Origin of the sequence: Chitinophaga solisilvae, from assembly GCF_009928525.1 — a bacterium.
Taxonomy (GTDB): Bacteria; Bacteroidota; Bacteroidia; order Chitinophagales; family Chitinophagaceae; genus Chitinophaga; species Chitinophaga solisilvae.
In genome coordinates this window covers 32,815-54,944 of record NZ_JAABOK010000022.1, presented here as the reverse complement: position 1 = coordinate 54,944, position 22,130 = coordinate 32,815, and the positions used below count along the sequence as shown (strand labels likewise).

1 protein-coding gene is annotated in these 22,130 nt (G+C 52.3%); it reads right to left on the bottom strand.

The annotated features are described in order from the left end of the window. Window positions 1-49: 49 nt before the first annotated feature. Window positions 50-22,111, bottom strand: coding sequence for a non-ribosomal peptide synthetase/type I polyketide synthase (locus GWG06_RS28235; protein WP_160717760.1), 22,062 nt, complete (start codon window positions 22,109-22,111; stop codon window positions 50-52). Between the last annotated feature and the right edge of the window lie 19 nt (window positions 22,112-22,130).

Genomic DNA, 22,130 nt, shown 5'->3' with positions numbered 1-22,130 from the left:
GATGTAAGATGATGGCTGTACCATCTCTGACGGTACAGCCATCCGTATTTTAAACGGCAGATAGTTGTTCCTCGCGGACCCGTGTCATACAATGGGATATCAGCGATTGCAGATACCTGATATAAGCTGCACCCAGCGTCTTCATGGTAGCAGCATCGTAATGCAGCGTGCTGTACAGCCAATCAATCACCAGTTCATTATCAGTCACTACGCTGTCCACAAAAATTCTGAAACGCATGGTATATTCTCCGATCATCCGCAGTTCTCCCTGTGTATCTGTCAGAGAAATCCATTTCTGGTTGCTGACATTATCTATCTGTCCGTGATAATTGAAGATCACATCCCAGGGATCTTTGCCCTGCAGACCAGGTTCTTTAGTCATATATTTAAGCACCCCGAATCCCAGTCCCTTATCCGGTACGGCTTTCATCTGTTCGCGGATTTGCTGCAGCAGTGCGCCAGGCTCTCTGGTAGCGGCAGTTTCCAGCAATACGGGAGAAAGTGTGGTAAACCATCCGGTAGTATGGCTGGTATCGATGGTGGCATCAATATCTTCCCGGCCATGCTTCTCGAATCCTACTGCCACAGCCGTATTACCTGTCCATTCTGTCATTGTCAGCGCGAAGGCCGTCAGTAAAAGGTCTTTTACATCAGTGCGGTAGGCCGGCGATACTTCCAGCAGCAGCTGACGGGTGTAACCGGCATCAAGGATGACACGGTGTGCCGTCATTTCGCTGATACGTACCAGGCCATCGTATGACTTGTCCGTTTTCAGCGGCAGGTACTGCGCGGCCATATTCAGCCAGTAAGGGCGCTGCGCCAGCAGCCTGTCGCTCTTCGCGTAACGGTTCAATGCATTATACCATTCCCTGTAAGAACTGCTTTTTGCTGTCAGCGGAATACTTTTACCATCCTGCAGATGCTGGAAGATATGTCCCAGATCTTCCAGGAGAATACGCCAGGACACTACATCCACACCGAGGTGGTGAATGACGATGAGCAGCCTGTTGGCGCGCACAGAGGCCGGGGTCAGGAATAATACAGCGCATAGCAGTTTACCCGCGCGCATATCCAGGCTATGCCTGTATTTATTTTCCCAGGCGGTGATGGCTGCATGCAGATCATCTGCCGGTGTGTTACGCAGGTCTACTACTACTACTGTTCCTTTATCATCTCCGTACCACTGCCGCCACTGCCCGTTTTCCTGACTATAGGCAAACCGAAGGCTGTCGTGGAAGGATACAATATGTTCAATGGCGGTAGTCAGCATCTCCTGGCTGATAGCTTTATGCAATTCAAAAGGTACGCTCTGAATGAAGTGATCCGAAACGTTGCTTTCATCTTCCAGGTACCATTGCTGTACCGGCAGCAGGCCGCTGCTGCCGCTGAGGTATCCCTGCTCTCCGTTGATTTGCTGCGCCTGGCTGTGCTGCAGCAATGCGGCCAGTTCCGCAATTGTCTGGTGCATGAATAACTCACGTGGCTGCAATATATAGCCATAGTGCTTGGCTCTGTTTACCACCTGGATAATGATGATAGAATCGCCGCCCAGCTCAAAGAAATTATCGTTGACGCTTACCTGTGATACTCCTAACAGTTCCTGCCAGATGGCGGCCAGGTGGCGTTCCGTTACAGTTGATGGCGCCTGGAAAGTGATATCTTTCAGGCTCACCTCTTCTACTCTTGCGCTGAGCAGTTTACGGTCAGCTTTACCGCTGCTGGTCAGTGGTAATTCCGCCAGCGCGATAAAGTCTGCCGGCACCATATAGTCCGGCAACTGTTGCTGCAGCGCTGTGCGCAGCTGCTGGCGCATGTCTGCTCCGGCCTCATCAGGCACATAGTAACAAATCAGCCTGTTATTATACTCTTGTTTTTTCATGACCACGCAGCTGCCATTCACCAGCTGCAGATTGCTTATCACATTTTCTATTTCGCCTAATTCTATACGGTGGCCTCTGATCTTCACCTGTTCATCTCTCCTGCCCAGGTATATCAGGTTGCCATCCGGCAGCCAGCGTACCAGGTCACCGGTTTTATACAGGCGGCCGTTGGCAGAGAAAGGATCCTTAATAAATCGTTCATCCGTTAACGTTATACGGTTCAGGTAACCGCGGGCTACCTGTATACCACCGATGCATAATTCACCGACAGCTCCCACGGGACACAGGCTGTTGCCCGGCCCTAGCACATACAGGGGCACGTTGGCCACCGGCCGCCCGATGGATACCGAATTATCCGGTAACAGCGGCGTATCGGTCAGGCTCGCACAAACAGTGCTCTCCGTAGGCCCGTAAGCGTTAATAAGCCGGATACCCCTGGATTGAATATGGGCTGCCAGACTGCTGTTCAGTGCTTCGCCCGCAGAAACGATGGTTGTCAGGCTGCCCAGCGTATCTTTCATTGCCTGCAGGTAAGACGGTGGCAACACTGCCACAGATATGCCATGCCTGTTGATCAGTGCCTCCAGCGTAGCGCCGGAAAGCAGCTGTTCTTTATCAGCCAGCACCAGGCAGCCGCCACTGAGCAGGGTATTGAAAATTTCATAGCAGGCAGCATCAAAACCGATAGAGGCAAACTGCAGGGTTTTCATACCCGGCTCCAGCCTTAACGCTTCTTTCATGGCCAGCGTCAGGTTCACTACACTTTCATGCGCAATCATTACCCCCTTAGGTGTTCCGGTAGAACCGGAGGTATAGATCAGATAGGCCAGCTGCTGTGCGGATAAGACATGTTTCCGCGGAGCAGCCCCTGCTTTCAGGGCTTCATGAATATCTACTACCTTGTGCATTTCCTGCAGCGGCAGGAGTTTCAGGCTATCTGCGCTGCTGATGATTAATTTTGCGGCGGTATCATCAAAAATATATGCCATCCTTTCTGCAGGATACTCCATATCTACCGGCACGTAAGCACCGCCAGCCTTCAGGATACCCAATATGGCAATAATCATCTCCGGAGAACGTTCCAGACATACCGGCACCAGCATCTCTGCAGTTATGCCGGCAGCGGCCAGATAGTCCGCCAGGCGGCCACTCTGCTCGTCCAGCTGCTGATAGGTCAGCTGCACTTCTCCATAAATCAGCGCTGTAGCCTGCGGATAAGCTGCTACCTGTGCCGTAAACTGATCGATAACGGTTTTATCTGCGTAAGCGCTGTAATCACGATGGATGGCGCCGAAATCTGTCAGCAGCTGCTGCTGTGATGCTTCATCCATCATACGCAGTCCGGTAATTTTCTCCTGCGGTGTTTGTACTACCGCCTGCAGCAGGTGATAGTAGCAGTTCAGCAGCCGCTGAATAGTGGTTTCTTTAAACAGGTCTGTGCAATATTCCACATCCAGCCGTAAGCCATCTTCATGTTCTGTGACAAAGAAGCTCATATCAAACAGGCTGGTAGTATGACCGAAAGATGTTTCTTCCAGTGTAATATCACCGAGTTTCAGCATCGGTGTTTTAGGCGCGTTCTGTAACAGGAAAACCACCTGGAACAACGGGTTCATACTGATATCGCGTTTGTCCGCCACAGCTTCCACCACGCTTTCAAACGGCGCATCCTGGTTCGCATAGGCGTTCAAGGTAGTGGTTTTCACCTGCTGCAGAAAGTCAGTGAAGGTCTGGTCCTGGTGCAGCTGGCTTCTCATCACCAGTGTATTCACAAAGAACCCGATCATATCTTCCGTCTCTTCCTGCGTGCGCCCCGCTACTCCGCTGCCTACGGAAATATCTTCCTGACCGCTGTAACGGTACAGCAACACCTTAAATGCAGCCAGCAGCGTCATAAACAAGGTAACGCCCTGCTGACGGGAGAATTGCTGCAGCTGTGCCGCCAGGGCAGCATCCACATTGAAGACGGTGGCAGCGCCATTGGTACTTTGCACCACCGGCCTTTCATAATCTGCCGGCAACAGGAGTTGCGGAGCGCCCTGCAACTGTGTTTTCCAGTAGGCCAGCTGACGGCGCTGCACTTCTCCGGAGAGATAGGTACGCTGCCAGATCGCATAGTCAGCATATTGCAATGGCAATGGCATCAAGCGGAGAGGCTGATGTGTGGTATAATCATGATACAGCGTTACCAGCTCCCTGATGAAATTAGCGAGCGACCAGCCATCAGAAGATATATGGTGAATGGTAGCCAGCAGTATATGTTCTGTGGCATGTACCGGTACCAGATGTGCCCGCAGCATGTAATCTGCTGACAGGTCGAATGGCTGCGCCATCAGCGTATTGATGGTTGTCCGCAATACTTTCTCATTATGGCTGAACGCCTGATTATGCACGTATTGCAGGTGCCATGCACCGATATCCAGTATGTGCTGATAACCCTCTCCGGTAGCTTCGTTCACCCGGATAACAGTACGTAGCGCTTCATGCCGGTGTATAATCATCTGCAAAGCGGCTTCCAGTGCAGCCTTATCCAGTTCGCCGCGTAAGCGCAGCGTCACCTGCATATGATAGTGTACGCTACCCTGCAGGCGGTCAATAAACCAGAGGCGTTCCTGACCAAACGATAACGGTATGCGCGCCGGCCGTACAGCAGCGGTAACAGCAGGTAATACCACGCCTTCCTGCAATCCCTGCAAATAGGCTACCAACGTAGAGATGGTGGGATATACAAAGAAGTCTCTTACCGTCAGTTCCACTTCCAGTTTCTTACGGATGGCAGATACCACACGGGTAGCCAGCAGCGAGTGACCGCCGAGTTCAAAGAAATTGTCTTCTGTACCGATACGCTCCACACCCAGCAGCCGCTGCCAGATTTCCGCCACAATAATTTCCTGCGGCGTCGTTGGTGCATGATAGTTAGTCCTGTCCTGCTGTCTGACATCTTCCCAGTCAGCTAAAAACTTCCGGTCTGTCTTACCGTTGTTCGTCAGCGGGAAATACTGCAACGCCGTAAATTCTGATGGTATCATGTAGTCGGGCAGTCTGTCTTCCAGCTGCGCGTACATATCCTTTTCAATGGCGGCGCAGATATCCGGGAACAATGGAATATTAGTATGGGTGGTACCAGTGGTATTCCATACTGCCGGCAACTTTACAAAACCATTTACCGGTATACGTTCCAGCAGCACATTCATTTTCAGCGGATCGTCATGCAGGAGATAGCGCGCACTGTAGCCTGCTGCCACAGCAGATTCCAGCAATGCCTGCAGCGCTGTATAACTGCTGTCAGGAGCGGTGATACGATCCTGCAGATCCCGCACATGTATAACAGATTTATCGTGCAGCGCCTGTGCCAGCTGCTGTTCTTTCCATAACCTGGGATTGGGCATATCTTTCAGGGCAATCACCGGCGTCTGCAGCCGCAGCTGCTCCGTTGCTTCCTGGTACGGCAGCCACTGTACTGCTGCTGTTTCTTTTGCTATACCAACATACAGCACAACGGTGTAACGATATAATGATAATTCATTACTGTAATCGGCCTGTTTCCATTGTATCTCTACATGGGTAATTTCAGGGAACAGTGTTTGCAGCCGGTAGAAATACGCCGGTGAAAAACACAGTTCTTCTTCTTTCAGCACTTCCTGATCGGAGAACCAGGCAAAGTCTTTCATCACGGTGCGGTCCTGCATTTTATCCAACTGCAGCCTGCGTTTGAAAGCCGGCAGCAGGCGCAGATCGCGCACATCCCCGATCACGATATGACCATTACCTTTGAGCATACGGATCGCTTTTGCTATCACCTCTGTCATGTACTGTGCTCCGGGAAAATACTGTACTACCGAGTTGAGTACCACGAGGTCTATACTTTCCGCATCATCTATGCTGATCTCATGCGCAGCGCAGACTTGCAGCGTAGTATCCGGATAAGACCGCAGTTGCCTGCTGATATGCGCCTGTAACTGTCCGGTTGATACCGGAGAGAAGTCTGTACCGATATACCGGCTTATATGCGCAGCCAGCTGGTAATAGATCAGCCCTGTTCCACAGCCGATTTCCAGTACATGCTGCGGCTTCAGTGACAGTATCAGGGAAGAAATATCCTGCAGCCAGGACCGCATCTGATCCGCCGGAATAGCGCCACCGGTGAAGCTGTCGTTCCAGCCGGTAATATCAAATTCAGGATCCTCCGGCGTATAATCTGCCGGTTTGGTGAATGCCATTTCATACAACTCTTTCCAGTTTTCCACGTGCAGGCGGTACAGCTGCTGTTCCTGCAGCAGCACCTGTGCCGGATCAGGGATATAATATCCTGCCAGTCTTTTATCACCGGAGACAGGTTCTTTCACAACCACACAGCTGGTGGTAACGCCGTTCAGTTCATTGATGGTACGTTCTATTTCACCCGGTTCGATACGGTAACCACGGATTTTCACCTGGTCATCCGTTCTGCCGAGATATGCTACGGTACCATCATCCAGCCACCTGGCCTTGTCGCCGGTACGGTATAATTTAGTACCCGGCAGGAATGGATTGTCGATAAAACGTTCCGCTGTCAGTGCCGGCTGGTTGAGGTATCCCAGCGATACGCCCGCTCCGCCGGTATATAATTCACCGGGCACACCTGCCGGCGTAAGCTGCAGCTGCTGATCCAGCACATAGGCCTGGCGGTTCCGCAATGGTCTTCCTACCGGAATGCTCTTACCGGTTTCTACGGCTGCTATCGTATGCGTGAGTGAGAAAGTAGTATTTTCCGTAGGGCCGTAACCGTTAATCATGGTAATACCCGGATGCGCGGCGAGGAATCGTGCCACGTGGTTGTCGGACAGCTTCTCACCGCCCGCCAGTACTGCCGTCAGCCCTTCAAAGATATCAATATCATCATCTACCAGCTGATTGAACCAGCTGGCGGTAAACCACATTTTAGTGACCTGGTGCCGGCGTATTTCCTGCTTCAGCAACATATTATCCAGCAAACGCTTCTCTTCACAGAGCACCAGCGTACCGCCGTTCAGCAATGCGCCCCAGTATTCAAAGGTGGTAGCATCAAAGGAAGGCGAGCCGGTAGACAGGATCACATCTGCGGAAGACAGCGATACGAAGTCACCGCCCTTCACCAGGCTGACCACATTACGGTGGCTGACCATCACGCCTTTGGGCTTACCAGTAGAACCGGAAGTATAAATAACATATGCTACCGCATCTGCACCGGCCGCACCGGTAAGCTGCGTCAGCGGCTGGCCGCTCCACACTTCCGGCATATCCGCCTGTAGCAGCGGCACACCCGGCAATGCTGTATGCAGCAAGGCCGTATGTTCAGTCGTAGTAATTACCAGAGCGCCTGCAGTATCCTGCAGCATAAACGCTATACGGTCGGCAGGATAGGATGGATCAACCGGTACGTAGGCCGCGCCGGCTTTCAGGATCGCAAGGATGCTGATCATCAGTTCCGGTGACCGGCCAATACAGAGCGGTACCAGCGAACCAGCAGTTACGCCCTGCAGCAGCAGATAATGCGCCAGCTGCGTAGATGCGGTATCCAGTTGCGCGTAAGTCAGTATTGTTGCATCGAACTTCAGCGCAGCGGCATCCGGTGTCAACACTGCCTGCGAGGTAAACAATGCTGTAATTGTTTTATCCGCAGGATATGCAATGGCCGTATCATTGAATGCCAGCAGCTGCGCCGTTTCTTCCCTGCTGATCATACCCAGGCTGTTCACAGTAGCCACAGGCTGCTGCACCACGGCTTCCAGCAGCGCCACGTAATGCCGCATCATTTTTCGTATAGTCGCTTCCGTGAAGATATCCGTGCAGTATTCTGCTTCTATCTCAATCCGGTTATTTTTTTCGCTGACAGACAGGAAAATGTCGAACATGCTGGTAGTATGTTCCAGCTGGTACTGTGTCAGCGTAACGCCACCCAGCTTCAGCTGAGGAATGTCAGGCATATTCTGTACCGCAAACATCACCTGGAATAACGGATTGCGGCTCGTATCACGTTCGCCGACCATTGTTTCCACTACCTTTTCAAAAGGTACTTCCTGGTGTTCGTAGGCATCCAGCGTATTTTTACGCACCTGCTGCAGGAAGTCGGTGAACACGGGATTCTGGCCGATGTTATTGCGGATAACCAGTGTGTTGACAAAAAATCCTATCAGTGATTCAATCTCTGATTGCAGTCTGCCGGCAATACCGCTACCTACAGCAATATCTTCCTGACCGGTATATTTATACAGCAACACTTTAAACACTGCCAGCAGCGTCATATACAACGTGCTGTCATGTTCCCTGGAAAGTTGCTGCAGGCGCTGTGTCAGTCCTTCTTCTATATGGAATACCTGCATAGCTCCGTTGGTACTGTTTACCGAAGGGCGTTCAAAATCTGTCGGTAATTTCAATGCCGGCAAACCTTCCAGCTGTTGTTTCCAGTAAGCCGTTTTGCGTTCCAGCACTTCTCCGGCAATATGTTTCCGTTGCCAGAGGGCAAAATCTGCATATTGTACCGGCAACGTTTCCAGTACAGGCGCGCGGTTGGCAGTAAAGGCACTGTATAACTCCGCCAGCTCATTCATCAGCACGGATAATGACCATCCGTCTGAAGCAATATGGTGTAAATACAGTACCAGTATATTTTCTTCAGATGCCTGCGTTATCAGATAAGCGCGGAGCATATGATCTGTAGAAAGATCAAAAGGAATATGTGTCAGATCGTGTATACATGTACGTAAGGCGGCGTCATTACCATGAAAAGCAGTACCGTCTACATACCGCAGCTGCCACTGGTCTTTGTCCAGCACCTGCTGGTAAGCGGTTCCACCTTCCTGTATCATTACGGTTCTCAGTACTTCATGGCGGTTCACTACATTTCTCAGGGCATATTCCAGCGCTGCCGGATTCAATATACCACGCAGGTGAAAGGCGGCAGACATATGATACTGCACGCTTCCTTCCAGCTGGTCAATAAACCACAAACGTTCCTGGCTATACGACAATGGCGTATGCGCAGGCCGTTCACCGGCTGTTACCAGCGGCAGCAGTAATGTCTGCTGTTGCTGCTCCAGCCAGGCGGCAAGCCGGGCAATGGTTACATGGTTAAAGAGATCGCGGACAGACAGTTCCATACCCAGTTCCTTTCTCACGGCAGATACTACGCGTGTTGCCAGCAGGGAATGGCCGCCCAGTTCAAAGAAGCTGTGCTGTGTTCCCACCTGCGTTATACCCAGCAGGCGTTGCCAGATAGCTGCCAGCTGCTGCTCAGTATGCGTTACCGGCGCTACATAACCGGTCTGCCGTCCGTTAATGTCATCTCTTCTGCCCAGCTGTTTTCTGTCAGTTTTTCCGTTACTGGTCAGCGGCAGCTGTCTGAGCGCTATCAGTACCGATGGCACCATATAATCCGGCAGCTTAGCCTGTAAGGCCAGCCGCAACGGCTGTTCCAGCGATTCTGTGACCAGCTGCAACAGTTCATCTTCGTGCAGCCCTTCCCGTTCGTAAGAGCGGATAACAGCGGCATCAGGTATGTAATAGGCTACCAGCAGTTTTTCTCCGGATGCTCTTTGTTTCACAATAACGGCGCCCGCGGTGATCTGTTCCAGCTGGTTCATCGTCCTTTCTATTTCAGCAGGCTCTAGTCTGTATCCGCGGATTTTTACCTGATCATCTGTTCTGCCGGTATAGATGATATTACCATCCTGCTGCCAGCGGCAAAGATCGCCGGTACGGTACCAGCGGCCGGCAGCTGTTTTCAGCGCTACAAATTTTTCTTCGTTCAGCGTTTCATTATGCAGGTACCCGGCTGTTACGCCATCACCGCCAATATACAGCTCGCCGTCAACACCCACCGGCACAATATTACCGTACCGGTCCAGTATCAGTGCGCGGGTATTGGCCAGCGGACGGCCAATCGGCACCGTGGTGTCTCCGGGCTTAATACTGTCCACCTCATAGCTTGTGGCATAAACAGTTGTTTCTGTCGGCCCGTATACATGTACCAGTTTACCTGCACCTAATACGGCCAGTGCTTTTTCCACGTGCGTCAGCGACACCTTTTCCCCGCCAAACAATACTTTACGCAGGCAGCGCAGGGCATCTATATCACTGTCCACAAACGTGTTGAATAAAGCGGTCGTCATAAAGCAGGTAGTTACCTGCTGTGCATGTATGATACCGGCCAGTTCCAGCGCATCTGAAGCAGCACTTTCCGGAATCAGGCACAGCTGTGCCCCGCGCAGGAGGCTGCTGAAAATATCCCAGGTAGATCCGTCGAATGCATAATTGGACCATTGCAGAACTTTATCTGCAGGTTGAACGGCAATAGCGCCCGGTTCATATACCAGCTTCACAATATTCCGGTGATTTACCGCAATGCCTTTAGGACGGCCGGTAGTGCCGGAAGTATACATGATATTGACGATCGCCTCCGGACTCATACTGATGCCAGTGCCCGTAGCCGGATAATGCCATGCATCATGCAACGGCAGCCCTGCTGCTTCCGGTAATCCGATATTGTCATACACTTTTTTATCCGTATAAAGTATGCGGGTCATGCCGGCATCTTCCATCATCAGCTGCACACGATCGGCCGGGAACCCTGTATGAATGGGCACATAGGCAGCACCGCTTTTCAGGATACCCCAAAGGGCAATGATCATATCAGGCCCGCGCAACGATAGTAAGCCTACATGTTCTCCCGGCTGTACGCCGGCAGCAATGAGGTATTGTGCCACCTGGTCTGATTTTTCATGCAGGCTGCGGTAGGTCAGCTTCTCTTCTCCGAAAGAAACAGCCGTGGCTTCCGGTGTAGCTGCTACCTGTGCCTCAAAAAGCGCTACCACCGGTTTATCTGCCGGATATGCTATCGCAGCATTATTGAAGGCCAGCAGTTGTACGGTTTCTTCCCTGCTGATCATATCCAGGCTGTTCACGGTAGCCATAGGCTGCTGCACTACGGCTTCCAGCAGCGTCAGGTAATGCTGCATCATTTTTCGTATAGTCGCCTCCGTGAAGATATCCGTGCAGTATTCTGCTTCTATCTCAATGAGGTCATTCTTTTCACTGACGGACAGGAAAATATCGAACATACTGGTGGTACGTTCCAGCTGGTACTGTGTCAGCGCAATACTATCCAGTTTCAGCTCAGGAATGGCGGACATATTCTGTACCGCAAACATCACCTGGAATAACGGATTACGGTTCCTGTCGCGTTCGCCGGCCACCGCTTCTACTACCTTTTCAAAAGGCACATCCTGATGTTCGTAGGCATCCAGCGTGTTTTTACGCACCTGCTGCAGGAAGTCGGTGAATACGGGGTTCTGGCCGATGTTATTGCGGATAACCAGTGTGTTGACAAAAAATCCTATCAGTGATTCTATCTCTGACTGCTGCCTGCCGGCGATGCCACTGCCTACTGCAATATCTTCCTCACCGGTATACTTATACAGCAACACTTTAAACACTGCCAGCAACGTCATGTACAATGTGCTGTCCTGCTCCCTGGAAAGCTGCTGCAAGCGGCGTGTAAGCCCTTCTTCTATATAGAATACCTGCATGGCTCCGTTGGTACTGCTCACGGAAGGGCGTTCAAAATCCGTTGGTAATTTCAGTACCGGCAACGCTTTCAGCTGTTGTTTCCAGTAAGCTATTTTACTTTCCAGTACTTCTCCGGCAATATGTTTCCGTTGCCAGATGGCGAAATCTGCATATTGCACCGGCACTGCTTCCAGTACAGGCGTGCGGTTGGCCGTAAAGGCGCTGTACAACTCTGCCAGTTCATTCATCAGCACAGATAATGACCAGCCGTCTGCTGCAATATGGTGTATACTCAGTAAGAGTATATTTTCTTCAGATGCCTGCGTTATCAGGTAGGCACGCAGCATGTGATCTTTAGAAAGATCGAAAGGAATATGTGTCAGATCGTGTATACATGTACGTAATGCGGTATCACTATCATGGAAAGCAGCGCCATCCACATGCTGCAGCTGCCACTGGTCTTTGTCCAGCACCTGCTGGTAAGCGGCTCCGTCTTCCTGCACGATGACAGTTCTCAGTACTTCATGCCGGTTCACTGCATTTCTCAGGGCATATTCCAGCGCTGCCGGGTTTAATGCACCGCGTAACTGAAAGGCGGCAGACATATGATACTGCACGCTTCCTTCCAGCTGGTCAATAAACCACAAACGTTCCTGGCTATACGATAATGGCATATGCGCAGGGCGTTCACCGGCAGTTACCGGTGGCAGCAGGGAGGTATGCTGCTGCTGTTCCAGCCAGGCAGCAAGTGCTTCTATGGTCACATGATTAAAGAGATCGCGGACAGATAATTCAACACCCAGTTCCTTTCTTACGGCGGATACTACGCGTGTTGCCAGCAGGGAATGGCCACCGAGCGCAAAGAAGCTGTGCCGCGTTCCTATTTGCGGCATCCCCAGCAGGCGTTGCCAGATAGCCGCCAGCTGCTGCTCTGTATGCGTTACCGGCGCTACGTAGCCGGTCTGCCGCCCGTTGATATCATCTCTTCTGCCCAGCTGCTGCCGGTCTGTTTTTCCATTACCGGTTAATGGCATATGCCTTAATGCTATCAGTACCGACGGCACCATATAGTCGGGCAGTTTCGCCTGCAGGATTTGCCGCAACGGCTTCTCCAGCGATTCACTGATCTGTTGCAGCAGCTCTTCTTCGTACAGCCCTTCCCGTTCATAGGAGCGGATAACAGCGGTAGCAGGGGTATAATAACCCACCAGCAGCTTGTCACCGGTAGCCCGCTGCTTCACCATAACGGTACTGGCGGTTATGTCTTCCAGCTGATTCATCACCCTTTCTATTTCAGCAGGCTCTATCCTGTATCCGCGGATTTTCACCTGGTCATCTACCCTGCCGGTGTATACTATATTACCGTCCGGTTGCCGGTGACAAAGGTCGCCGGTGCGGTACCAGCGGCCGGCAGCAGCTTTCAGGTGCACAAATTTTTCTTCGTTCAGCGCTTTATTATTCAGGTAACCTATAGCTACACCATCCCCGCCGATATACAGCTCTCCGTCTATCCCCATAGGCACGATATTACCATAACGGTCCAGTATCAGTGTGCGGGTATTCGCCACCGGGCGCCCAATCGGCACGGTGGTATCTCCTGGTTTAACCGCATCAATGGCATAGCTGGTAGCATATACAGTGGTTTCGGTCGGGCCGTACAGATTCACCAGCTTACCAGCCCCCACTACGGCAAATGCCCTTTCCACGTGGGCCGGCGATGCTTTCTCCCCGCCGAATAATATTTTACGTAAGCCGCGCAGCGCATGAACATCGCTGTCTACAAACGTATTGAAAAGCGAGGTAGTCATTAAGCAGACGGACACCTGCTGTGTATGCATGATTTCAGCCAGTTCCAGTGCATCGGAAGCGGCGCTCTCCGGTATCATGCACAGCTGCGCCCCGCGAAGGAGGCTGCTGAAAATATCCCAGGTAGATCCGTCAAATGCGTAATTGGACCATTGCAGTACTTTATCATCCTGCTGTATGGTAATGGTTCCCGGCTCATATACCATGTTCACAATATTGCGGTGACTGACAGCAATGCCTTTAGGCCGGCCGGTAGTACCGGAGGTATACATAACGTTCGCACAGGCATCAGCGCTGATAACGATGCCGGGGTCCGTTGCCGGATACTGCCAGGCGCCGTCCAGTGACACTCCTGCTCCTTCCGGCAGCCCGATGCTGTCAAACAGTTGCTTATCTGTAAAAAGAATACGGGAGATGCCGGCATCTTCCATCATTATTTCAATACGGTCTGCCGGAAACCCTGTATGGAAAGGCACATAGGCAGCGCCGCTTTTCAGGATACCCCAGAGGGCAATGATCATATCAGGCCCGCGCAGCGATAGTAAGCCTACATGCTCTCCCGGCTGTACGCCGGCGGCAATGAGGTACTGCGCCACCTGAGCGGATTTTTCATGCAGGCTGCGGTAGGTCAGCTTTTCTTCTCCGAAAGAAACAGCCGCTGCATCAGGAGTAGCGGTTGCCTGTTCTGCAAACAGCGTTACCATTGATTTATCCGCCGGATAGGCATAACGGGTATCATTAAACGAAACCAGCTGTTCTTCCTGTTCCGCCGCGTGCAGCAGTGACAGGGCGCTGATCTGAACGGCAGCATTTGTTGTTACCTGTTGCAGCAGGGCAGCATAATGCTGTAACATACGTTGTATGGTAGCTGCAGTAAACAGGTCGGTAGCGTATTCCGCTTCAATGGAAAGGCCATCGGCACGTTCTTCCATTTTCCACGTCATATCAGCCATGCTGGTAGGGCGTGCCACAGGTTCTACGGTCACCTTCGCCTCTCCAAGTTTCATATCCAGCAACTCCGGTACCTGCTGCAGCGTAAAGATCACATGCAGCAAAGGATTATCGCCGGTGCTTCTTTCAGGCACCACTGCCTCCATGATTTTATTCAGCGGCACTTCCTGGTATTCATGTGCATCCAGCACGGTGCCGGTCACCCGCTTCAGTAACGTTTCAAAGGTAGGCTGACCGCTGAGATCTGTTCTCAGCACCAACGTGTTGGCAAAAAAGCCGAGCAGCGGCTCTGTTTCAGGACGGGTACGGCCGGAAAGCGCTGCCGCTACGCTTATATCTTCCAGCCCGCTGTAACGGGATAACAATACTTTGAATGCGGACAGCAGCGTAGCAAACAAGGTTACTCCATGACGGCGGGCCAGCTGCATTACTTTCTCTGTTATACCCTTATCCAGGATCACCTCTGCTACTGCCCCCCGCGTACTTCTCACCACCGGTCTTTCAAAATCAGTAGGTAACAGCAGAGGCGTAAAGTGCTCCAACTGCTTTTTCCAGTAGGCGAGCTTTTCTTCCAGCAGGGATCCTTGCAGGTAATTCCGCTGCCACACGGCATAGTCCTTATACTGAATAGCCAGCGGCGGTAATGCAGGCAGGCGGTTGCCGGCAAAGGCATGATAGCAGATAGTCAGTTCTTCAATCAATACGCGGGCCGACCAGTCATCAAATACGATGTGATGCGCTGTCAGCGCCAGCACATGTTCTTCCTCAGATAAACAGATCAACTGTGCGCGCAGCATACTGTCTTTCGCAAGATCAAACGGCGCATACACCTGTGCCGCGATATAATCATACAAGGCAGCCGGATCATGCTGCAGCGCTGTATCCGAGACTACTTCCATATCCCATAGCAAGGCAGACAATACGCGCTGGAATGGTTGTCCGTCTTCCTGATCTATAACGGTGCGCAATACTTCATGTCTTTCTACAATAGCATGCAGTGACGCAGCCAGCGCCTCCCGGTTCAATGGCCCCTTCAGACGCAGTATCAGCGGAACAGCATACTGGACGCTGCCTTCCAGCTGATCTATGAACCACAAACGTTCCTGGCTGTATGATAAAGGAATATGCGCCGGCATAGGCTCATGCCCGATCGTCAATGCGGATTCCTTCCCAGTCTCCGTTGCTGTCGCAGGTTTGCGGCCGGACGGGCTACTCTCACCCCCCGGCAGAAATCCACCGGATTGCAGATCTGCAATGGTGGCTGCAAATGCTTCTTCTACAAATTTTAAATCTTCTGCTGTATGCGCCGTAGCAATAAAACAACTTCTTCCTTCCCAGATATAGACCCCTTTTTCTATCAGGTGATAGAAGAAAAGATCCATGTTACCGGTAACAGTAAAATAAATGAGGGAGCCGAAATGCTGTACCTGTACAGGCACCTGGTGTGTTTTAAACAGTGCGGAAACTGTTTGTACAAATTTATCCGCCCTCGCTGAAAGCTGTTGCTGCAGCGAAGGTCCGCGGTGTTCCAGTTCTGTAAGTACCGCCAGTGCAGCAGCCATGCTCACCGGATGTTTACAGAAAGTGCCGGCGAGGAAAGTTGTTTCCGCCTGCGGGTAGGAATCATCTCCGTATTCCCACTGTCCGCCGTCAACTGCGCGCATGCACCATTCGCGGCCTGCTACAACTCCTATCGGAAAGCCGCCGCCAATAATCTTACCGTAGGTAACCATATCTGCCGCAATACCGAAATGAGCCTGTACTCCTCCCGGATGAATACGGAAGCCGGTAATCATCTCATCAAATATCAGGATGATCTGTTCTTCGGTTGTCATGGCACGCAGCGCCTGTAACAGGGCTTTCGGCTGATAGTCCGGACGGCGGCTCTGTACAGGTTCTACCAGTACTGCCGCCAGTTCATGCGCATGTGCACGTATCTGTTCCACTACATCCGGATGATGATAATCGAACACCAGCACATCTGCCACCATGTTAGGCAGAATGCCCGGCGCTACCGGCACGCCGCTGTGATCTGTATCTATATCTTCCGCGAGTGCGAGCGTACCGTCAAAATAGCCATGGTATGAGCCCTGGAAGATGGCAATTTTAGGTTTTCCGCTGAGGGTGCGCGCTATGCGCATAGCCGCCATTACGGCTTCTGTGCCGGAGTTATGGAAGCTCACCCGGTCCATCCCGGTGAGCGCTGTAATTTTAGTGGCAACTTCGCCGGCGAGCTGCGTCTGTGGGCCAAGCTGACAGCCTTTCTCCAGCTGCGCAGATACTGCCTGCATCACTACTTCCGGACGATGCCCCAACAGGTTTACCCCAAAGCCCATCGTCAGGTCAATGTACTCATTACCGTCAACGTCCGTGATCCGTCCGTCCCTGGAAGATGCTGCCACAATAGGATACACCAGCTCTTTCGTCAGGAAGCGGAAGCCTGCCGAAGCCCGTATATCGGCCATTACAGGCCGGTATTGCCGTGTAACAGCTTTGGATGTTTTTGTCCTGCTGGTATACCTGGCAATGAACGCATCCAGGTAAGCCTGCTGCTGCGGAGTAAGCGGCTGACTGCTACGCGAGGTATCCACTTTCGGGAAGATAGACGGGCGTTTGCCGGCGGTTGCTGCCCGCGGCGGTTTTGCGGCCGGTGGCGGTGCAGAAGCAGCCACTGGTGCAGTATGAATAACAGCGCCGGCCTGTAGCTGATCGCTCACCAGCTGCAGCTGCTGTGTCAGTAACTGGAACTGCTGTGTTATCAGGTTCAGTTGTGTCTGTTGTACAGACAATGCGGCAGGAGATGCCATCACCTGCTGCGTCGCCGCGACAGGAGCTGGTTCCGGCGTATATTGCTGAACAGCCTGTACGGCGCAGGCTTCCGCAGCAACAACAGGCGTTTCCTTTTCAACCGGTGCAGTAACGGCTGCCTCACTAACGGCAACGGTAGTATGTTCTGCTATATAATCAGCCATCAGCGCTACGGTAGTCAGTTTTTCAAACAACAGGCGCATAGTAAACTGCAGGCCATATTCGCTTTCTATTTTCCTCACCACACTGGCCAGTATCAGGGAATCTGCACCCTGAGAAAGGAACGGCGTATGTATATTAATTTCTTCGGGAGATGTCTTCAGCAGCCTGCTCAGCAATGCCACGATATTAGCCGTAACAGCTGCGCGTGTAACCGTTGCAGTTACCACCGGCTTTACTGTCTCCGCCACGATGGGGGGCTGCACCACCTGTAATATCTGCTGCACTCCCGCCGGCTGCTGCTTTTCTTCTATCCAGTAGCGGCGGCGCTGGAACGGATAGGAAGGAAGCATAACTTTCGTATAGCTGTCAGCGTTATAAAATGATGGCCAGTTCACCGGCAGTCCTTTGACATGCAATGCTGCCAGCGCCTGGATCATCGTGCTCCAGGAAGACTGTCCCTCCCGCATGGATGGCAGCAGTGCGCCGTCATCATAGGAAAGGGTGAGCTGCGCCATCGCCAGCAGACTGGATTGTGCCCCCAGTTCAAGCAGACTGTTCACACCGGCATCTTTAATGGTGATGATGCTTTTTGAAAACAGCACAGGCGCCAGTATATGACGGCGCCAGTAGGCGGCCGAAGCGATTTCACTTCCGGCAATATCGCCGGTAACATTGGATACCAGCGGAACAGCAGGCATATGCAGCTGTATTCCTGCTGCCACCTTTTCAAAGGCAGCGGCGGCGGACTGCATCAGCGGAGAATGAAATGCATGCGATACCGCCAGCTCCCGGCTGCCGGCACCCTGTTGTTTCAGTGTGGTTAGTACTTCTGCCAGCGCGGCTTTCCTGCCGGAGATGACCGTCAGCGCCGGACCGTTCACAGCGGCGACCGACAATGCATCGCCATAGGAAGCAATAGCTGTTCTCACTTCCTGCTCCGGCGCAAACACCATCGCCATGCCGCCGGGTTCCGTCACGGCATGCATATAGGCAGCGCGCGCAGTAATCAGCTGCAGACCATCATCCAGACTGAATACGCCGGCTACATAAGCCGCGGCATATTCGCCTACGCTGTGGCCGGCTACCATGGCCGGTTGCAGGCCCCATGACTTCCATACTTCCGCCAGCGCGCAGCCAATGGCAAACAACGCCGGTTGTGTATACCGCGTTTCGCGCAGCAAGACATTCGCTGCAGCAGCATCCATATCGTACAACAGCGTTACCAGCGAAATATCCCACTTCGTCTTCAGCCAGGCATCACAATGATCGATCACCCGGCGGAAAACACCATTATGCGCATATAATTCGCGGCCCATGCCATAGTACTGGGATCCTTGCCCCGTAAACAGCCATGCCGGCGCGGCAGGTGCAACGGCAGCATCTCCGGATAAAATATTTTTGCGGACTTTACCTGCGGCATAATCCTCCAGCCAGGTGGCCGCTTCTTCCGGATTATTAACTTCAACGGCTATACGATATTGATAATGATCTCTTCCGGTGGCACTGGTGTAGGCAATATCACCCAGGTTAACACCTGGTGTTTTCAGCAGCCCGGCAGTACGTAACGCCAGTTCATTCAGGGCAGGCTGGCTCCTGGCAGACAGCAGCAACGGAAGTGCCGGAGGTTCAGCTTTGCGTACTGCCTGCACAGCCGGCGCTTCTTCCAGGATGACATGCGCATTGGTACCACTGAGTCCGAATGCGCTGACAGCTCCTCTCCTGATGCCACTGGCAGGCTGCCAGGGCGTTAATCTGTTCACCACCTGTACGGGCATATCATCCCAGGGGATGAAGCGGTTAGGTGTCTGAAAATGAATATTGGCGGGTATTTGCCTGTGTTGCAGACATAACACGGTCTTCATCAGCCCGGCGATACCTGCCGCTGCTTCCAGGTGTCCGATATTACTTTTCACTGCCCCCAGCAGCAATGGCTGTTCCTTACTGCGCGAACGGCCGTAAACGGCATTCAGCGCCTGTACTTCCACCGGGTCGCCGAGGCGCGTACCGGTCCCATGTGTTTCTATATACTGCACCTCAGCAGCGGAAATACCCGCCTGATGCAGCGCTTTATGAATCAACTGCTGCTGCGCCACTCCGTTGGGTGCGGAAATGCCATTGCTTAGCCCGTCATGATTAATGACTGCCGCACTGATAACCGCCAGCACACGATCGCCGTCAGCCAGCGCATCGCTCAGGCGTTTTAAAACAACGATACCGGCTCCTTCTCCCCTCACATAGCCGTCAGCGTTATCGTCAAAAGTTTTGCAGGAACCTGTGGGAGAAAGGGCCTGCATCTGGCAGAGCTTAACAGTAGCCTCAGGAGATAATAACAGGTTCACGCCTCCTGCAAGTGCCAGTGAGCAATTATCATACAATAAACTCTGGCAGGCCTGGTGTATGGTTACGAGGGAGGAAGAACAAGCGGTATCCAGCTGTACTACCGGCCCGTGGAAATCGAAGAGGTAGGCAATTCTTCCTGCAGCTACACTTCTTTCTGTTCCCAGCCCGGTAAACACGTCTTCAAAATAGGAGGCGTCCTGCCGCGCTGCAATCAGCTCCCGGTAGTCGTCTGCTCCCATACCGATAAACACGCCGCTATTGCTGCCCCGCAGGTCAGCAGGACGTATACCGGCATGTTCCAGCGCTTCCTGGCACACTTCCAGCAGCAGGCGCTGCTGCGGGTCCATGGCAATAGCTTCTCTGGGAGAAATGCCAAAGAACAGCGGGTCAAATTTGTCCGCATCCTGAATGAAACTACCTTCCTTTGTATACATTTTCCCTTTGGTGCCGGTTGCTCCGTCATACCAACCGTTCACTTCCCAACGGTCAGCAGGCACCGTGGTAACGGTATTACGGCCGGAGAGCAACAGCTTCCAGAAGGCCTCCGGAGAATTTACATTTCCGGGAAAACGGCAGCCCATACCAACAATGGCAATCTTCTCACTAACGTTACCGGTTACACGTTGTATCGGTACTTGCTGTGCCGGCGCCGCACCGCCAACATGCGCCACCAGGCTGTTCACTGTAGGATAATTGTAGATAATGGTATTATCTACCGTTACTCCCAGGAAGGTTTCCAGCGCATTGGCCAGCTGTACCGCCTGCATGGAAGTAAGGCCATAAGAGGTAAATGTTTTATCGCCGCCGAGTTCCGCCGGTGTCAGCTGCAGATGTTCCAGCAGCCAGTGTTCCAGCCAGCGGCGGACTTCAGTCTGCGTACGTACCGGCAGCTGCGGCTGTGCGGAAGATACCGGTTCTGCATCACGCAGGATAGCTGCTTCTGCCGCCGCAAGCGCGCTGATAGCCTCATTAAATGCACCGTTGCGGTATTGTTCAGAGAAAAGGTATCGTTTCACTTTTCCGCTGGTAGTTTTTTCAATCTTCCGCACCGGCAGTACATGCTTCACTTCCAGCCCCAGCTGTGCCGCTATCAGGCGCTTAATGGTACGTGCCAGCGGCGCAAATTTGTCGGCAGACAACTTGAATAATACAAACACGACAATGGCTTCCGAGGACTCTTCTTCATCAGGTACGCCACAGGCCACTACTTTACCGGTATCTACTTCATCCAGTGTTTCAATGGTTTGTTCAATATCATGCGGATAAACATTCATCCCGTTTACGATGATGATATCCTTCACACGGCCCGCGATATAGAGGGAACCATGCAGCAGGAAACCGGTATCGCCGGTATTCAGCCACCCGTCTTCACTGATGACAGCCTTGCTGGCGGCCTCATTGTTATAATAACGGCGGGTAACGCTGCCGCCCTTCACGCGGATAACGCCTACGCCGCCTTCTTTCAGCTGCTTCCCCTTTTCGTCAGTAATCCTCACTTTTGATCCGTTTACCACTACGCCGGTATTCACCAGTTCCATAAAGGCCGTGCCCTGTTCGCCGCTCAGCATACCGGGAGCGGTTACGTAACGACCGGTTGTCAGTGCGTCACGATGTACAAACAGGCTTTCTACAGGCTTATCCGGCGGTGAAAACGTCACCAGCAGCGTGCTTTCTGCCAGTCCGTATGCCGGGCGCATAGCAGTGGGCGGCAGGTGATAGGGCGCCAGTGTTTCCATAAAACGGCGGCATAGCGTACCGGAGATAGGCTCTGCTCCGTTGATGATTACCTGCAGGGAGGACAGATCCAGGTCTGCAGCTTTCTCATCTGAAAACTGGTTGAGATAATATTTATAGCCGAAGTTGGGAGAACCTGTAATAGTAGCACGATGCGCTGAAATTTTCTGCATCCACAGCATCGGATTTCTGATAAACAGGTCCGTGGGCATCAGGAAGTGGCTGGCCCCTGCAGCTACCGGATACAGGTGAAAGAATATCAGGCCGAGATCATGCGTGAGCGGCATCCAGCTCAGGCGGCGGTCTTCGCTGACGGTATCATGAGTCGCCAGTCCGGCAATGATATTAGCCAGCACATTACTATGCTGCAATACCACTCCTTTGGGATTGCCTGTAGATCCGGAAGAAAACTGCAGGAAGGCAATATCATCCGCAGCAGCTTCAAACACCTTCCCCTGAAGGGTTTCAGCGTCCTGCAATGCGTCCTCTGTAAATAAGGTACGTTCTTCAAAGGCAGTACCGGTTGTCTTTAATTTGGCGGCCACGGTTTTACTGGTCAGCAAATAGGGATGATCCAGCAACTGCCATATTCTGAACAGCTTCTGTGCGTTTTCACCCTGGTAGGTTACTGCTACCGGCACCGGTATGAAGCCTCCCATGATGCAGCCCCAGAAAAACTGCACAAATGTTTTATTGTCATCTACCTGAAGTATCACCTCATTACCGGGCTGCACGCCATTGTGCTGCAGATAGGCCAGTATGGCTAATGCATCTGTATATAGTTGCCGGTAAGACAAAAACTCTTCTTTTGCAGCACCGGAGATAAAAGTAACGCCATGCTGCCGGTTATCCTTCTGTGCTGTCAGCATAGCCGTCAAAGTCTGAGGGAACGTTGATCTTTTCATATACTCGTCTTTACATAGT